The sequence below is a fragment of the Rhizobacter sp. genome (assembly GCF_046595475.1).
Taxonomy (GTDB): domain Bacteria; phylum Pseudomonadota; class Gammaproteobacteria; order Burkholderiales; family Burkholderiaceae_C; genus Rhizobacter.
Genome location: NZ_JBKJOQ010000059.1, coordinates 68,297 through 84,064 on the forward strand (window position 1 = coordinate 68,297; position 15,768 = coordinate 84,064).

The window sequence follows — 15,768 nt, forward strand, 5'->3', positions numbered from 1 at the left end:
TGAGATTCGTCGTCAAACAGGCAAAGCTTTGATGTGCCAGCGCTCAAGCGTTGAACTGGCCTGCGAATAGAATACAGAAATCTGTACGCAAGCCCGCCCGCAGGGACGCCATGAAGACCACCCTTAACCTGAACGACACCTTGTTGACCGAGGCCAAGGCACTGGCCGTCCAACAACACACCAGCCTGACGCGCTTGATCGAGGAAGGCCTGCAACTGCGCCTGCGGCTACGCAAGGAGCCCGGCAAACCTATGCGTCTGCCGGTCTACCGCGGCAAAGGCGGGCTGGCCCCCGGGCTCAACGGCCTGAGCAACAAGGCGATGCTGGACGCCACCGATCGTGACGCCTGACGTCAACGTGCTGGTGGCTGCCTCGCGCAGCGATCACCCTCACCATGCAACGGCCCGACTCTGGCTCGAGCAAGCCATGGCAAGAGCAAGCCTGGGAGCCCCGCTGAAGCTGCAACCCATGGTGATTGCGAGCTTTCTGCGGCTGGTGACCCACTCGAAGATATTCATCCAACCCACACCCATTACCGAAGCCCTGCGCTTCATCGATGCCATGTTGTCAGCCCCCGACGTTGAACAGCCCGCGCTCGGCGCCGAGTGGCCGGTGTTTCGCAAACTGTGCGCTGACAAAGCACTCGCCTCCAACGAGGTGCCCGACGCGTGGCTGGCCGCCGCGGTCATTCACCAAGGCGAGCACTTGGTCAGTTTCGATTCCGACTTCAAGCGCCTGCTACCCAAAGCACAGTTCACACGGCTCGCGGGGTGAGCGCGGTGGATGGTCTCAGCAGAGCCAGACGCGCGTTTGGCCCAGCTCGGTGCGGCCGCACGCCTTGTCAACCCGGGGTCAAGCTTGCCCGGACACTGCTAGGACTGAAAAAACCTGAGCGTCCCACGCCCGCAGCGCCTGCCACACAAGTCGGTGCAGGATTGGTTGACGGCTTCAGGCTCTCGGGAAGAAGGCATCCATAAAGCCCCCACCGAGGGCGGACTGTCGATGACAGCCATCGCCTCGGCGTTGGATCTCTCGGTTTCACGGATCAGCCGGTTGATTGCTCGGGTGGAGGCAAGAGGCAAGGCTTGACCTCGATGCCTCCGTTGCGGTGAGGGAGGCAAAGAGCAAGACCTGACCCCGACGCCCTCCTTTGACCCCGATGCCCTCCGTTGTCCGGATACCCTTGACGTTGTCGCGAGGTCAACAATTTGCCGTCATGGACAGCTCATGAATATTAAACGAACAGTATTGAGACCTGACCCCGTGACCGTGACCGCGTGAGGGCAGAGCGGCGCGGCAGCTGGGCTGAAAAGCCCTGGAAAGCGGCGGCGCGCAGCTCGCTCCGCTCGAGTTCACGCAAGCCCCTGAGATCAGGAACCCGACCCGCTAGTAGCCATTGTTTTGCACAAGTGGATCGAGAAACGCCTTCAAGCCAGTTTCCTTCTCCATCACGTTCACGTTGTACGCAAATGCGAGGCCATCGCGATTCAGGTTGACAGCCGTCACGCGCCGACCACCGCATTCAACCTGGATATGGGCAAAAGATTTCTCCCATCCCGGCGATGTGAACTCGATGGTGGGCCCATCTGCTGGGAAGTGAAAGCCTTTAGTATCAATTTGCCAAGTAATCAACTGTCGGCCTTTGGCGTACTCCGTCATGTCCAGCAACTCGGGTGAGACAGCGAGTTGAATAGGAGAGTCCGGGTTCTTGCGATATGCGACAACATGTACCACTGGATTTCGTTTTCCTCGAATCATTATCTTGCTCCTAAGGTTTCAGGCGTTTTGCCACCGCCCCGCGCGGCCTGCAATTTGTTCTTCAGATCGGCGTATGCGGGGTGCCGGTAGGACGACTCTTGAATGCGATGGACGAGAACTTGGGCAGCTCGGGAATCCCCAAGATTGAAACGCGCCCGAGCCAAGGGCGTGAGGACGGCACCATCCGCCATTTTCACCATTGGCTCCAGCATCTCCTCAGCTCGTCTCCAGGAAGTCGCTGCGCCCTGTGCATCGCCCGCAGCGGACTCGAGATCACCAAGTACCAGGGCCACGTTTGCGAGTTCCAAAGCCAGTTTGGCAACATCCGGCGTTCCCGCTTTGAGATGGAATGCTGACTGATCGAGAAACTGCTCCATCTCACGCGCCACCGCTGGACGCTGCAGGACAGGAGTCAATGGTGCGGCCAAATAGAGCGATCGAGCCCGGAGGAGCAGCGAGTCACGAACTCCTCGGTTGCCGCTCGCGTTGTAGCGCATCACACACGTCTTGGCCTGCTGATGCTCCCTTTCGGCCTCCTCACGATGACCGCGTGCAAGCACCGCCTCGACGAGCAGCAACCTCGTATAACAAGCATCGACCAACCACAACAGGTTTTGAGGATCATTTGCCAGCAGTACATCTGCCACCCGCAAGGCTTCGCGCCCACGCTCCTCTGCCGCAGACGCGTTGCCCAACGCCAGTTCGTATTTGCTGGCCAAATTAAGAGAGCTAAGGATTCCGCGTTGGGCGCCCTTGTTCTTTTCGCCGCCGGGCATCCCTTGGAACATCTGCAGCTTGCGCCCTTGCTCAGACAAGGCGCTCACATAGTCGCCCTGCGACTCATATGCAACTGATAGCCACCCATAGTTGTGAGCCAGTTCGAACTGCAGAGCAGGTTGGTGGAGTGACAGACGCTCAAGCAGAGACCCAGATGCCTGCAAAGACGTAAGAGCTTCGGTGGGTCTACCGGTACCGACTTGAACCATTCCCATGTTTCCGTGAGCAAACGCAACCTCCGCTTGCCAATCAGCATTAGCGGGGTCGATGGTCACCAGTTGCTGCGCAAGCGCCAAGTACCGTTGGAACCAACGCTCGGCCACGGCCCCGTCCCCTCGCTTCCACGCCGCATAGCCAACCCAAAACACACTCTGCGCGTGATCAAAAACTCGCTGCCCGTCATTCGGTGCCTGCGCCAACAACTGCGCCGTCGTAGCCGCCGCCTGCTCGAACGCCTTCTGCGCCTCCGCCGGGTTCCCCCGCAAATCTCGTATCTCCCCAATCAAATGCATCGCCCGAGACCGATGCCCCAGCGCCGTCGCATCCAACTGTCCCGACTCCTGCGCCGCGTAATACGCCAGAGCCTTCTCGCCCACCGAGTCCAACACCTCCAGGCGGCCAACAGGCTCCAGCTTCTTACGCAAATCCCCAAGCATGAATTCGATCAAGCCCTCGGCCTGAACGCGCTGGTGCTGCGCCTCGTTGCGCGCTTGCAGCGCCATCACGGCCATGTAGGCAAACACCACCACACCGAGCACCGACGCGCCGGCCAGCGCCGACAACCAGCGCACCCGCCGCTGCAGATCACGCCGCACCAAGTCGTCGAAGCTCACGCCGAGCATGCCGGCCGCCAGCTTCAGCATGGCGCGGTGCGGGCCGTCGCCTTCGCTGCGCATGTCGGCGGCAATCGGCTCCAGCGGCTCGCCTTCGGGCAGGCCTTGATCGTTCAGCGCGCGCCGCAGCGCGGGCGGGAAACACTCCTCGGCCTCACGCCCCGGCATGTCGCTCGCAAAGGGCTCGCCTCTTGCGATCAGTGCGAGCACATGGCGCTCGCCGCGCAGCTTCTTGAACTCGATGATTTCGCGGTTGACCCAGGGCGAGCGCGCGGCATCGGGTGTGCACACCACGATCAACCAGCGGCTGCGCGACAGGGCGTCTTGCACGCTGGCCTTGAGGTCGGCGCCGGCGTGCAGCTCGTCGCGGTCGCGGAACACGGGGGTCACGCGGGTTGGCACCGTGCCCACTGAGGTTTCGCGTCCGATCAGGCGGCGCGGCACGCGGTAGGTTTCGAGCTGGCGTTGCAGGCGCTTGGCCACGGCCTTGTCGTGGTGGCTGTAGCTGAGGAAGGCCCAGTAGCGGGGGCTGGGGGTGTCGGTGTTGTGCGTGGGCCCTTCGACAGGCTCAGGGCGAACGGAGGTGGGCTCAGTGTCAGCCGAGGTGCGCTTAGCGCCAGCGGAGGTTGGCTCAGCGCCAGCGGAGGTTGGCTTAGCGCCAGCGGAGGTTGGCTCAGTGCCAACGGAGGTGCGTTCAGCGCCAGCGGAGGTGCGTTCAGTGCCAGCGGAGGTGCGTTCAGCGCCAACGGGCGCAGCCCCAGAGCCAGCGGAGCTGGGCTCACTGCTGCCGGCACTTGACGGGCGAATCGGCGTGACCTTGCTCATCACCCAGCCCTCATCACGTGCGACACCATCGCCGCCACCTGCGCCGGCCCGCATGGGCGCGACGGCGCTGCTTCATATGCGCTGCGGCCACGTGCGGCGCAGCCTTGCCGCTGCCAGATCAGCACGGGCCCAGTGCGCGGCTGGGTCGACACATGGATCACCGGCATGTGGCGGCGGCACGCTTCGTTCACCACTTCGGCGGTGCCGCCGGCGCCTTGGGCGGGCTGGCCGTCCCACACCGCCAGCAGCACATCGGCTTCGTCGAGCAAGGCGTGGCCGGCGCGCCGGTAAGCTTGTGCGGCAAACCCCGGCTGGCCGGGCAACTCGGTGACGCGCTCGGCCTGCGCCAGCAGCTCGTCGAACTGCGCACGTGAGGCCGGGAAGTCGCGCGCATAGGTGTCTCGCGCAAAGGGCAACAAGGCATGCAGGGCATAGCCTGATTCGAGCGCGAGCCGTGCCACATGGCGATCGGCGCCTTCGGCAAGACCAGAGACCAGGGTCAGCACGGGCGTGCGCGCGGCAGCCGCAATCTGGGCCAGAAACGGCTGTACCTGCGGCGTGAGCCGATCCAACTGGCGCTGCGATATGCGATTCAAGCGATGCCCCGTCACACCGATGTTCAGACCCCGGGTTGCTCGTTGCGGCAACAAGTTCGCCTCCCTGGCACGTCGAGCTGGGTCAGTCCAGCTTGTCTTTGGCAATGGCGTAACCCGACTTGCTAAGCATAGGGGACGAGGCGCGACTTTTTTCAATGCTGCGTGCATCAACCTTGGCCACCGATTGGGCGCGCGGCTCCACCATCGCCGCTGTGGTCGCAAAGGCCGCCACGGCCAGCAGCACGGCAAGCGTCCACACGGCCGACAGCAAGATGACGACCGGGCGCTCGGTGAGGTTGTTGATGATGATGTGGCTCCGTGGGTAACGCTGCCTGCACTGTCCCGCGGCAGCGCTCTGGTGTCCTGAAGACGGGCTGAATCTTCCTGAAAGACAAGCGCGCGGCACCTGTCGCCGCGCCGACAGCGCTTTGCTGCACCGCACCCTATGATCGAAACATGAGTGACAACCCTTACGTCGTACGGCGCCAGAGCCGCAGCGAATTCATCCCAGTCCGCGGTCTTGACTACCACCTGCGCCACTGGGGGGACCCCGGTCTTGTGACCCCCGAGCGCCCCCCATTGGTGATGGTTCATGGGTGGATGGACGTGGGCGCCTCGTTCCAGTTTGTCGTCGACGCATTGGCAGATGAGCGCTACGTGGTGGCCCCCGACTGGCGCGGCTTCGGCCTCACCGAAACACCACAAGAAGACAGCTACTGGTTCGCCGACTACCTGGGCGACCTCGACGGCATCGTCGACGCCGTGCTCAAGCCCTACTCAGGCGTGACGCAAATCGATCTGGTGGGCCACAGCATGGGCGGCAACGTGGTCATGCTTTATGGCGGCGTGCGGCCCGCGCGCATACGCCGGCTGGTCAACCTCGAAGGCTTTGGCATGCCGGCGACCACCCCAACGCTTGCGCCCAAGCGCTACGCGATGTGGCTTGATGAGCTGAAAGAGCCGGTCGAGATTCGTCCCTACAAGAGCGTCGATGCTGTCGCGGCACGCCTGCGCAAGACCAACCCGCTGCTGCCGGCCGACCGCGCAGCCTGGCTGGCGGGGCGCTGGTCGCGGCAAGACGCGCAAGGGCTGTGGCAGATTTTGGGTGACCCGGCGCACAAGCGCAGCAGCCCCTTGCTCTACCAGCGCGACGAGGTGCTGGCCTGCTGGAAGCAGATCACCGCCCCGGTGCTGTGGGTCGAAGGCGACCAGACCGACGTGGGCAAGTGGTGGGACGGGCGCTACAGCAAGGCCGAGTTCCATGAGCGGCTGAAGACGGTGGCCCGGCACGAGACCCACACGCTCTCGCCGGCCGGCCACATGCTGCACCACGACCAACCCGAGGCGTTGGCCCGGCGGCTTGAGGCCTTTCTCGCAGCCTGAGTCGGCCCGGCATGTGAAAATCGCCGGCTTGCAAGCCGGCTTGAACACCCTCGTCCGTTCAGGCTGAGGTATCGAAGCCCTGCGCTAGTCTTCGATACCTCGGCCCGAACGGCTTCACCCTTACTGCTGGCACGCCACCCAAACGGAACCCACATCATGGACGTCGAACACATCAATGCCATAGGCAACTCCCTGGCCGACCTGACGAAGCGCACGGTCGACCTCCGGGGGTATCTTTGACTACGATCGCAAAGCTCTAAGACTCAACGAAGTCAACGCCGCGCTCGAAAACCCCAAGGTCTGGGACGAGCCCAAACGCGCGCAGGAGCTGGGGCGCGAAAAGCGCACGCTCGAAACCGTGGTGGAGACCATCAACCACCTCACGAGCAACCTGGCCGACAACACCGAGCTGTACGACATGGCCAAGGAAGAAGGCGACTTCGATTCGCTGCTGGCCATCGAGGCTGAAGCCCAGAAGCTCGACACCACGGTCAAAGACCTCGAATTCCGCCGGATGTTCAACAACCCGGCCGACCCGCTCAACTGCTTCGTCGACATCCAGGCCGGCGCCGGCGGTACCGAGGCCTGCGACTGGGCCAGCATGCTGCTGCGCCAATACCTCAAGTACGCCGAGCGCAAGGGCTTCAAGGCGACGCTGGAAGACGAGACCGCAGGCGACATCGCGGGCATCAAGAGCGCCACCATCAAGGTGGAGGGCGAGTACGCCTTCGGCCTGCTGCGCACCGAGACCGGCGTGCACCGCCTGGTGCGCAAGAGCCCGTTCGATTCGGCCGGTGGGCGCCACACGAGCTTTGCCAGCCTCTTCGTGTACCCCGAGGTCGACGACTCGATCGAGATCGACATCAACCCGTCTGATGTGCGCACCGACACCTTCCGCGCAAGCGGCGCCGGTGGCCAGCACATCAACAAGACCGACTCGGCGGTGCGGCTCACGCACATCCCGACCGGCATCGTGGTGCAGTGCCAAGATGGCCGCAGCCAGCACAGCAACCGCGACGTGGCCTGGAAGCGCCTGCGCTCGCGCCTGTACGACCACGAGATGCGCAAGCGCATGGAAGAGCAGCAAAAACTCGAAGACACCAAGACCGATGTGGGCTGGGGCCACCAGATTCGAAGCTACGTGCTGGATCAGAGCCGCATCAAAGACTTGCGTACCAACGTCGAAATGTCGAACACCCAAAAGGTGCTCGATGGTGACTTGGACGTGTTCATCGAAGCGAGCTTGAAGCAGGGCGTCTAGATGCGCGGCGCCACGACCTCCTCCGTTCGGGCTGAGCCTGTCGAAGCCAGCACGGTGCAGTGCGCACCCTTCGGCAAGCTCAGGGCGAACGGAGCCAAGAGACGAACCCGAGGAGACCACTGAATGCGTGAAGGCACTGCCACCCTGATCCGCCGCGAGGACTACACCGCCCCCGCCTTTTGGATCAAGACCGTCGACCTGACCTTCGACCTCGACCCCGTCAAGACGATGGTCATCAACCGCATGCAGGTCGAGCGCAACACGGCCGTGCCTGTGCAGCCGCTCAAGCTGCACGGTGAAGACATCACGCTCACGCGCGTGCTGGTCAACAACGAGTCGGTCTCGTTTCGCCATGAAGACGGCATGCTGGTGATCGACAGCCTGCCCGAAGGGGCGTTCACGCTCGAAATACGCAACACCTGCGCGCCTGAGAAGAACACGCAGCTGTCGGGCCTGTACACCTCGGGTGGTGGCTTCTTCACGCAGTGCGAGGCAGAGGGTTTTCGCCGCATCACCTACTTCATGGACCGGCCCGACGTGATGGCGGTCTACACCGTCACGCTGCGTGCGGCCAAGCTGCAGTACCCGGTGCTGCTGTCCAACGGCAACCTGGTCGACCAAGGCGACATGATGGCCGGCGTGTACGGCCCGCGGCACTTTGCCAAGTGGCACGACCCCTTCCCCAAGCCCAGCTACCTCTTTGCGCTGGTGGCCGCCGACCTGGTGGCGCGCGAGCAGCACATACGCACCCGCTCGGGCAAAGACCACTTGCTGCAGGTGTACGTGCGCCGCGGTGACCTTGAGAAGACCGAGCACGCGATGAACTCGCTGATCGCAAGCGTGGTGTGGGACGAAGCCCGCTTCAAGCTGCCGCTCGATCTGGAGCGCTTCATGATCGTTGCCGTGGGCGACTTCAACATGGGCGCGATGGAAAATAAGGGCCTGAACATCTTCAACACGAAGTTCGTTCTGGCCAACCCGGCCACCGCCACCGATGTCGATTACGCCGGCATCGAGAGCGTGGTGGGCCACGAGTACTTCCACAACTGGACGGGCAACCGCATCACCTGCCGCGACTGGTTTCAGCTGAGCCTGAAAGAAGGCCTCACCGTCTTCCGCGACCAAGAGTTCAGCATGGACATGGCGGGCACTGCCACTGCCCGCGCCGTGAAGCGCATTGAAGACGTGCGCACGCTGCGCCAGGTGCAGTTCCCCGAAGACGCCGGTGGCATGGCCCACCCGGTGCGGCCCGACAGCTATGTCGAGATCAACAATTTCTACACCGCCACCGTCTACGAAAAGGGCGCAGAAGTCGTGCGCATGATGCAGACCTTGGTGAGCAACCAGTCCGATCCCTTGGGGCGCGCGGGCTTCGCCCGTGGCATCACCCTCTATTTCAGCCGCTTCGATGGCCAGGCCGTGACCTGCGATGACTTCGCCCAGGCCATCGCCGATGCCAACCCCGAGAGTGCACTCGCCAAGCAGTTGCTGCAGTTCAAGCGCTGGTACAGCCAGGCCGGCACACCGCGCGTGAGCGCACGCGGGCGCTACGACGCGCCTTCGCGCACCTACACCTTGGGCATCGAGCAGACCGCTCTGCCCTCACCCGGCCAGCCCGCCAAGCAAGCCTATGTGATCCCGCTGGCCATGGGTCTGGTGGGGCGCGACGGCCAAGCACTGCCCTTGCAGCTGGAAGGCGAAGCACAGCCAGTGGGCACCGAGCGCGTACTGGTGCTCAACGAAGCGCGCACCTTCTTCACCTTCGTCAACGTCGACGTGGAGCCCGTGCCCTCGCTTCTGCGCGGTTTCTCGGCGCCGGTGGTGCTGGCCGATCAACTGGCCGATGCCGACCTGCTCACTCTGTTGAAGCATGACACCGATCCCTTCAACCGCTGGGAAGCCGGCCAGCGCCTGGCGCTGAATCGCCTGCTCGCGTGCATCAAAGACGGCGGCGTGCTGCAGCTCGACAACGCCTTCATCGACGCCATGCGCAGCCTGTTGCGCGACCCGCAGCTAGACGCGGCCTTCAAAGAGCTGGCGCTCACGCTGCCGAGCGAAATCTACCTCGCCGAGCAGCTCAACCCGGTCGACCCGCAGCGCATACACGCCGTGCGCGAAGCCATGCTGCTGCAGTTGGCCCAAGCCCTGCGCGACGACTGGGGCTGGGCCTTCGAGGCGCACCAGGTGAAGGGCGGCTACTCGCCCGACCCGATCTCATCGGGCCGCCGTGCGCTGGCCAACCTTGCGCTCACCATGCTGTGCCGCGACGCCCACGCCCGCGGTGACGCCGTGTGGCCGGGCCGCGCCTATGAGCGCTTCAAAGACGCTGGCAACATGACCGACCGCCTGGGTGCGCTCACCGCGCTCACGCACTCGCATGCCGAGCTGGCCGAGCTGGCGCTGCAGCGCTTCCACACCTTGTTCAAGGGCGAAGCGCTCGTCATCGACAAGTGGTTCACGCTGCAAGCCACCACGCCCGAAAAAGATGGCCAGGTGTTCACCCGCGCGAAGCACCTGCTCAAGCACCCCGACTTCTCGCTCAAGAACCCCAACCGCGCACGCAGCCTCATCGCCGCGCTGTGCATGGGCAACCCGGCGGCCTTTCATCGCAGCGATGCAGCGGGCTATGTGTTCTGGGCCGACCGCATCATCGAGCTCGACGGCGTCAACCCGCAGCTTGCGGCCCGCTTGGCGCGCGTGATGGACCGCTGGAGCCAGCTGGCCGAGCCCTACCGCGCGGCAGCGGGTGAAGCCATCAAACGCGTGGCCGCCAAACCCGATCTTTCAAGCGACGTGGCCGAAGTCATCAACCGCGCGCTGCAACAGGAAACAGCATGACCCGAAGAATCAGCCTCACCCAGTACCTGGTCGAGCAACAGCGCCAGCACGGCCACATTCCCGGCCAGCTGCGCTTGTTGATCGAGGTGGTGGCACGTGCTTGCAAGCGCATCAGCATCAGCGTGAACAAGGGCGCCCTGGGCGACGTGCTCGGCACGGCCACAAGCGAAAACGTGCAGGGCGAGATCCAGAAGAAGCTGGACATCATTGCCAACGAGGTGCTGATCGAAGCCAACGAATGGGGCGGCGCGCTCGCGGCCATGGCCAGCGAAGAAATGGAAGGCATCTACGTGGTGCCCAACCGCTACCCGCAAGGCGAATACCTGCTGCTGTTCGACCCTCTCGATGGCTCTTCGAACATCGACGTCAACGTGAGCATAGGCACCATCTTCTCGGTGCTGAAGAAGCCCGAGGGCCACGAAGGCGTAAGCGAGGCCGATTTCCTGCAAGCCGGCAGCAAGCAAGTGGCCGCCGGCTACTGCGTGTATGGCCCGCAAACCACGCTGGTGCTCACGGTGGGCGATGGCGTGACCATGTTCACCCTCGACCGCGAGCAAGGCTCGTGGGTGCTCACGCAAGACGGCGTGCAGATCCCGGAAGACACCAAAGAGTTTGCCGTCAACATGAGCAACATGCGCCACTGGGCGCCGCCCATGAAGCGCTACATCGACGAGTGCCTGGCCGGCAAGAGCGGCCCGCGCGGCAAAGACTTCAACATGCGCTGGATCGCGAGCATGGTGGCCGACGTGCACCGCATCTTGACCCGCGGTGGCGTGTTCATGTACCCCTGGGACAAACGCGAGCCCGACAAGGCCGGCAAGCTGCGCCTGATGTATGAGGCCAACCCGATGGGCTTTCTGGTCGAGCAGGCGGGCGGCGCGGCAACGAATACGCAGCAGCGCATTCTCGACATCGAGCCGAGCAAGCTGCATCAGCGCGTGAGCGTGGTGCTGGGCTCCAAGAACGAGGTGGAGCGCGTCACCGCCTATCACCAGGCGCAGAGCTGATGGGCACCGTCTACCTGGTGCGCCACGGCCAGGCCTCGTTTGGCGCCGACAACTACGACAAGCTGAGCGATCTGGGCCACCGCCAATGCGAGCGGCTCGGCGAGTACTTTCGCGGCAAAGGCTTGCGCTTTGATGCCGCGCTGGTGGGCACGCTGCAACGCCAGATCGAGTCGCTGGCCGGCATTGCCAAGGGCATGCAGTGGCAGGCAGAGCCGCTTTCATGGCCAGGGCTTAATGAATACGACAGCAAGGCGGTGGTGAGCGCCATTCACACCGGCCCGCTTGAAAAGCCCACCACGCCCGAACTCGTGCGCCACCACTTCCGCCTGTTGCGTGCAGGCCTTGCCGCCTGGATGGCCGGCACCAGCCAGCCCGAAGGCATGCCAAGCTATGCCGACTTCGTCGCAGGCATCACCGGGGCGCTAGACCACGTGCGTGGCAACCACCACGAGAAGAACGTGCTCATCGTCTCAAGCGGCGGGCCTATTTCGACCATCGTGGGCCATGTGCTGGGCATGTCACCCGAAGCGACCATTGACCTCAACATGCGCATACGCAACAGCTCGGTCACAGAGCTCGCTTTCACGCCCAAGCGGCACATGCTCATGACCTACAACACCCTGCCGCACCTCGATCACCCTGATCACGCGGCGTGGGTCACCTACGCTTGAGGCAAACGGCCCCGCTATAATCTCGCGCTTCACCTGCCGGTGTAGCTCAGTTGGTAGAGCAGCGCATTCGTAATGCGAAGGTCGAGGGTTCGACTCCTTTCACCGGCACCACACAAATCGACACCCCGAAGCCAGCGACGCCGCTCTGCGGCTCGTTGGCTTTTTGGTATCTGAACGAGATTGCATGAGCACGCTGGGCCGCCCCAAGGGCGAATACCGAAGTGCGAAGCACGAAGGTATTTCAATGAGCTCAACTTTGTCGACAACAAGCCCTCTCGCTCGCATGCTGGTCAACATCATTCAAGCCCGGCGGCCCTGGCAGCTGATCTTGTTCGTGCTGGTCTGCGTGGTGTGTTACCTCACCCTCACGCCCAGCCCGCCCAAAGGCGTCGACCTGGGCTGGGACAAGCTGAACCACGCCACCGCGTTCGCCGCGTTGACTGTGGCGGGCTGCTTCGCCTTTCCTGGATCTTGGCGCACCGTGCTGGCAGTGCTGCTCGGGCTGCTGGCCCTGGGCGGGCTGATCGAGGTGGTGCAGTACTTCGTGCCCGGCCGCAGCTGCGACCTGCTCGATGTAGTGGCCGATGCCGTTGGCATGGCGGTTGGCGCCACTGTGGCGCTGCTGACGACAAAACTGGCGCGGCGGGCGCAAGCAGCGCCCGCCTGAAACTCACTGGTCGCGGCGCTGCAAGCGCTCCCAGAACGAGACGGCCTTACTGACCCAGGCACGGTAGTGCGGGTCTTGCGCCGAATAAAACGGAATGCCGCGCTCAACGAAGCGAGCCGCGGCCTGCGCCAACGCCACCCGCGAGGGGCTGGCGCCGTGCTCCAGCTCAATTCCTTCCAGCGCATGCAGCGCGGTGAAGCGCGGCATCGGTTCGGGCGCCATCAAGTGCTCGCGCAGAGTCGAAGAATCCATGGCGGAAGAGGCAGAGGGCATGCAAGGCTCCGTGAGCAGTCGGTCCGCTATTCTTCGTCTCAATCGACCGCACCTTGAGCAGCAACAACGGCCCACCTGCGCCTCATTTCACGCTTATGGCTTGGCTGCCAGCCCGGCCCCACACGCTGCGTAGTGCGTATCCAACAAACCGTTTCCAAGTGCAAGCACGCCGAAAATCTCGCCTGCAAGCCTCCATTCAGAATGCATCGCAATGCGACGGGCGTGCGTACTTCTCGTTCTGGAGAAGGTGAGCGCCAACCATTGCATTGCGGCACGTCACCCTGTGGCTAAGGTGTCAAAACCGCTGACGAATTCGGCAGCGAAAACCCGGCTGCACCGTTTGAACGCCAAGTCCTCGCGCAAGCCCCTTGCTCAGGGTGGAGAGGCCCTTCCTACGGGTTCGCACCACTTGGGCACCTCCGTGAGGCCCGATATCTTCGCAGACGGAAATACGAACGAGCGTTCTTTTTTGCACGCCGTTCCGAAAATCAAGACAGTGGAGAGAACCCATGAAGCCAATGCTTGTGTCAGACGTCGGTTGGTGCATCGCGATGAAGGATGTCTTTACCGCATGCGGCCTGGATGCTGAGGCCTTGCTCGCGAAAGCCGGTTTCAACTTCAGCGGTACCGACCAGGTCGACGTCACCGAACTGACCGACGCGTTCAGCCGCGCGTGGGAATTGGCTGTCGCGCAAACGGGCAACCCGGCGATCGGCCTCACCGCACCGTCGCACCCGCTGAAATCACTGGGCGTGCTGTCGCACATGGTGCTGTCGGCACCCGACTTGCGCGGCGCCATGCAAGCCATCGTGCGCTTCACGCACCTGATCTCGCCGACCGCCACCTTCGATGCCAAGCTCGATGGCGGCAGCTGCTTTCTGATCCTTGAAATCGCGCCTGGCCGCAACCCGGTGCCGAGCCAGCGCTACGACTTCTACTCCACCGTGCTCTTGCAAGCCGCGCGCTGGATCACCGGGCGCCACCTGACGCCGCGGGCCTTCTATCACCCGGCGCCCACGCCCGCCGACCCCACGCCGTGGCATGAGGCCTACGGCTGCCCGGTGCACTTCGGCAGCAGCAAATGCATGCTCGAGTTGTCGAGCGCCGACCTCTCGCTGCCGATTCCCACCGCCGACCCGCGCGTGGCCGACCTGTGCGACCGCCTCGCCACGCAAGTGGCTGAGCAGCAAGGCGGCTCGGTCAGCATCCGCGTGCGCCAGGCACTGCAAAAGATCATCGCCAAGGGCGAGCCGCGCCGTCAGACAGTGGCCACCATGCTGTGCATCAGCGAGCGCACCTTGCAGCGTCGGCTTACCGAAGAAGGCACGAGCTTCGCCGAGCTGGTCGACGAAGTGCGGCGCGAACTGGCGCAGCGCTACTTCAAGCACAGCACCATCAGCTCCACCGAAATCACCTTTGCGCTGGGCTTTGCCGACCCCAGCAATTTCTATCGTGCATGCAAGCGCTGGTTTGGTCGCTCACCCAGCACCATGCGCTAACAGCCTTACCGCGTAGTCACCGAGATGATCGAAAGCGCCGAAGCGTTTGCCGAGATGGTCAACAGCACGCCTCCCGACCCGTTTCGTCTGGCCTGGGCCGAAGCGCCAACGGCGGTGTGGTGGGAGCTCGTGGATCGCTATCCGCATCTGTCGGCCTGGGTGGCTGCAAACCGCACCGTGCCTGAGGAAGTGCTGGCGCATCTCGCATCCCATGGCAACACACAGGCACGCACGGTCGTGGCCTCCAAGGCCCAACTCCCTGAGCAACTGCTCTTGATCCTGGCGCACGACAAAGACGAAGCCGTGCGCCTGCGTGTGGCGTTCAATGCGCTGGCCACCCGCGAGGTGCTGGCTTCGCTCGCCAGCGACGCCTGTCCCGTCGTGCGCATGCACGCGCAAGCGCGCCTCACCCACGGCATCAGTGGCAACAACTTGCCCGCGTCGTATCTCGACTCCGTCAGCCTCGCAGACCTGCTGCACTGAAGGCGACTGCGCCTCTCCACGGGCCGCATAGACGCGCGTCACCCACGCGTGATGAGCCACGCTCCAAAAATTGGGGCGGAATGGTACTAGGCGAAAACCCTCTCCGCGTTTGAGTGGTTCCGCGGGCCATGAGCTTGGCCCGATCGGTCAGTGCCATTCGTGAACCAACTAACGATCATCGCGCTGCGCCTCTGACGAACGCTTCACCGGGCCAGCAACGCTACCGCACCGCCAGTCCGGGTCGGGCACAACCCATGAGGGTCGGGGTACAAGAAGTGCGCGAGTCCTACTTCAACTTACAGCAACAACTATCTGGAGATCCAAACATGAAACTGATCAAACTGTCCGTCCTCGCCGCAGCCCTGGTGCTGAGCTTCTCTGCTTCCGCCGCCATGACCCCCATCAGCGACTCCGCCCTCAGCGAGGTCACGGGCCAAGACGGCGTGACGATCGCAGGTGACCTGAAAATCAACATCGGCTCGTTCCGCTACACCGACACCGACGCCACCGGCGGCTCCGTGTCGTTCAACAACATCGGCATCAACGGCATGTTCGTGATGACCGTGGACATCCTCAATGCCGCAGCCTTCTCGGGCGGCGTGGGTGCGGCCATGGTCAGCCACGGCCTGACGGCTGCTGAAGCCGCCACGAACCTCACCGCACTGGTGACCAACGGCGTGTACGACAACGCCAGCGACGTGGTTCAGTTCGCTTTCCCCGCTGCCAACCTCGACACCCGCCTGACCCCGAGCATCTCGGTGGCCTCGATCACCATGGGCCACAGCACGCGGTCGTTCGGCAGCGTCGCCTTGAACAACATCGACCTGCAAGGCACCAAGATCTGGCTGTGGGCTCACTGAGCCATGAGTTGACGGCGCCCTCTCTCTTTGGGCGCTA

The 15,768-nt window shown here is 63.5% G+C and carries 16 protein-coding genes and 1 tRNA gene; 12 read left to right on the plus strand and 5 right to left on the minus strand.

What is annotated here, in order from left to right:
* Window positions 1-110 precede the first annotated feature (110 nt).
* The gene (locus AC30QB_RS10920) at window positions 111-350 is read left to right on the plus strand and encodes a DUF6364 family protein (protein ID WP_489546242.1); all 240 of its coding nucleotides are present in this window, start codon (window positions 111-113) and stop codon (window positions 348-350) included.
* A gap of 13 nt (window positions 351-363) precedes the next feature.
* The gene (locus AC30QB_RS10925; RefSeq protein ID WP_489546288.1) at window positions 364-774 is read left to right on the plus strand and encodes a TA system VapC family ribonuclease toxin; all 411 of its coding nucleotides are present in this window, start codon (window positions 364-366) and stop codon (window positions 772-774) included.
* A 612-nt stretch (window positions 775-1,386) separates the two neighbouring features.
* Here AC30QB_RS10925 and AC30QB_RS10930 read toward each other — a convergent pair.
* The 4 genes from AC30QB_RS10930 to AC30QB_RS10945 all read right to left on the minus strand — a co-directional run bounded on the left by AC30QB_RS10930 (window position 1,387) and on the right by AC30QB_RS10945 (window position 5,048).
* Window positions 1,387-1,758, minus strand: coding sequence for a hypothetical protein (locus AC30QB_RS10930; RefSeq protein WP_489546243.1), 372 nt, complete (start codon window positions 1,756-1,758; stop codon window positions 1,387-1,389).
* Window positions 1,758-4,247: a TIR domain-containing protein gene (locus AC30QB_RS10935; RefSeq protein ID WP_489546244.1), complete on the minus strand. Its 2,490-nt coding sequence runs from the start codon at window positions 4,245-4,247 to the stop codon at window positions 1,758-1,760. The genes AC30QB_RS10930 and AC30QB_RS10935 overlap by 1 nt, the downstream gene beginning before the upstream one ends.
* On the minus strand, window positions 4,193-4,789 hold the full coding sequence (locus AC30QB_RS10940) for a hypothetical protein (RefSeq protein ID WP_489546245.1): 597 nt from the start codon (window positions 4,787-4,789) through the stop codon (window positions 4,193-4,195). The genes AC30QB_RS10935 and AC30QB_RS10940 overlap by 55 nt, the downstream gene beginning before the upstream one ends.
* Window positions 4,790-4,871: 82 nt before the next feature.
* Window positions 4,872-5,048, minus strand: coding sequence for a hypothetical protein (locus AC30QB_RS10945; protein WP_489546246.1), 177 nt, complete (start codon window positions 5,046-5,048; stop codon window positions 4,872-4,874).
* A 197-nt stretch (window positions 5,049-5,245) separates the two neighbouring features.
* Here AC30QB_RS10945 and AC30QB_RS10950 point away from each other — a divergent pair, with 197 nt between their 5' ends.
* The 7 genes from AC30QB_RS10950 to AC30QB_RS10980 all read left to right on the plus strand — a co-directional run bounded on the left by AC30QB_RS10950 (window position 5,246) and on the right by AC30QB_RS10980 (window position 12,616).
* The gene (locus AC30QB_RS10950) at window positions 5,246-6,172 is read left to right on the plus strand and encodes an alpha/beta fold hydrolase (protein WP_489546247.1); all 927 of its coding nucleotides are present in this window, start codon (window positions 5,246-5,248) and stop codon (window positions 6,170-6,172) included.
* 156 nt (window positions 6,173-6,328) lie between these two features.
* Window positions 6,329-7,433 (plus strand): peptide chain release factor 2 gene (prfB, locus tag AC30QB_RS10955; RefSeq protein WP_489546248.1). Its coding sequence is split into 2 segments (ribosomal slippage): window positions 6,329-6,409 and window positions 6,411-7,433, totalling 1,104 coding nucleotides; the frame shifts between segments, so codons are not numbered across the junction.
* 123 nt (window positions 7,434-7,556) lie between these two features.
* Window positions 7,557-10,271 (plus strand): aminopeptidase N, encoded by a 2,715-nt coding sequence (gene pepN / locus AC30QB_RS10960; RefSeq protein WP_489546249.1) that lies wholly within the window; start codon window positions 7,557-7,559, stop codon window positions 10,269-10,271.
* A complete protein-coding gene (locus AC30QB_RS10965; protein ID WP_489546250.1) occupies window positions 10,268-11,278 on the plus strand; it encodes a class 1 fructose-bisphosphatase in 1,011 nt (336 codons plus the stop codon). Before pepN ends, AC30QB_RS10965 begins: the two co-directional genes overlap by 4 nt.
* Window positions 11,278-11,949 carry a histidine phosphatase family protein gene (locus tag AC30QB_RS10970; protein ID WP_489546251.1) on the plus strand — a complete coding sequence of 224 codons (672 nt, stop codon included), beginning with the start codon at window positions 11,278-11,280 and terminating at the stop codon, window positions 11,947-11,949. The genes AC30QB_RS10965 and AC30QB_RS10970 overlap by 1 nt, the downstream gene beginning before the upstream one ends.
* Before the next feature lie 35 nt (window positions 11,950-11,984).
* Window positions 11,985-12,060 (plus strand) — tRNA-Thr (locus AC30QB_RS10975).
* Between the two features lie 172 nt (window positions 12,061-12,232).
* On the plus strand, window positions 12,233-12,616 hold the full coding sequence (locus tag AC30QB_RS10980; RefSeq protein WP_489546252.1) for a VanZ family protein: 384 nt from the start codon (window positions 12,233-12,235) through the stop codon (window positions 12,614-12,616).
* A 3-nt stretch (window positions 12,617-12,619) separates the two neighbouring features.
* Here the strand turns inward: AC30QB_RS10980 and AC30QB_RS10985 are convergent, their stop codons facing one another.
* Window positions 12,620-12,868: a hypothetical protein gene (locus AC30QB_RS10985; protein WP_489546253.1), complete on the minus strand. Its 249-nt coding sequence runs from the start codon at window positions 12,866-12,868 to the stop codon at window positions 12,620-12,622.
* 530 nt (window positions 12,869-13,398) lie between these two features.
* On the opposite strand from AC30QB_RS10985, the gene AC30QB_RS10990 reads away from it, so the two are divergent.
* From AC30QB_RS10990 to AC30QB_RS11000, 3 genes are all read left to right on the plus strand, one after another.
* Entirely contained in the window at window positions 13,399-14,388 is a 990-nt protein-coding gene (locus AC30QB_RS10990; protein WP_489546254.1) for an AraC family transcriptional regulator, read from the plus strand.
* 24 nt (window positions 14,389-14,412) lie between these two features.
* A complete protein-coding gene (locus AC30QB_RS10995; RefSeq protein WP_489546255.1) occupies window positions 14,413-14,871 on the plus strand; it encodes a hypothetical protein in 459 nt (152 codons plus the stop codon).
* A 326-nt stretch (window positions 14,872-15,197) separates the two neighbouring features.
* Window positions 15,198-15,731 carry a DUF6160 family protein gene (locus AC30QB_RS11000; RefSeq protein ID WP_489546256.1) on the plus strand — a complete coding sequence of 178 codons (534 nt, stop codon included), beginning with the start codon at window positions 15,198-15,200 and terminating at the stop codon, window positions 15,729-15,731.
* The last annotated feature ends 37 nt before the right edge of the window (window positions 15,732-15,768 follow it).

Excerpts from the sequence above, each read along its gene's own strand:
- AC30QB_RS10950 (WP_489546247.1), top strand. The coding sequence starts at position 5,246 with ATGAGTGACAACCCTTACGTCGTACGGCGCCAGAGCCGCAGCGAATTC.
- AC30QB_RS10920 (WP_489546242.1), top strand. The coding sequence starts at position 111 with ATGAAGACCACCCTTAACCTGAACGACACCTTGTTGACCGAGGCCAAG.
- AC30QB_RS10990 (WP_489546254.1), top strand. The coding sequence starts at position 13,399 with ATGAAGCCAATGCTTGTGTCAGACGTCGGTTGGTGCATCGCGATGAAG.
- AC30QB_RS10980 (WP_489546252.1), top strand. The coding sequence starts at position 12,233 with ATGCTGGTCAACATCATTCAAGCCCGGCGGCCCTGGCAGCTGATCTTG.
- AC30QB_RS10970 (WP_489546251.1), top strand. The coding sequence starts at position 11,278 with ATGGGCACCGTCTACCTGGTGCGCCACGGCCAGGCCTCGTTTGGCGCC.
- AC30QB_RS11000 (WP_489546256.1), top strand. The coding sequence starts at position 15,198 with ATGAAACTGATCAAACTGTCCGTCCTCGCCGCAGCCCTGGTGCTGAGC.
- pepN (WP_489546249.1), top strand. The coding sequence starts at position 7,557 with ATGCGTGAAGGCACTGCCACCCTGATCCGCCGCGAGGACTACACCGCC.
- AC30QB_RS10995 (WP_489546255.1), top strand. The coding sequence starts at position 14,413 with ATGATCGAAAGCGCCGAAGCGTTTGCCGAGATGGTCAACAGCACGCCT.
- AC30QB_RS10965 (WP_489546250.1), top strand. The coding sequence starts at position 10,268 with ATGACCCGAAGAATCAGCCTCACCCAGTACCTGGTCGAGCAACAGCGC.
- AC30QB_RS10935 (WP_489546244.1), bottom strand. The coding sequence starts at position 4,247 with ATGCGGGCCGGCGCAGGTGGCGGCGATGGTGTCGCACGTGATGAGGGC.
- AC30QB_RS10985 (WP_489546253.1), bottom strand. The coding sequence starts at position 12,868 with ATGGATTCTTCGACTCTGCGCGAGCACTTGATGGCGCCCGAACCGATG.
- AC30QB_RS10930 (WP_489546243.1), bottom strand. The coding sequence starts at position 1,758 with ATGATTCGAGGAAAACGAAATCCAGTGGTACATGTTGTCGCATATCGC.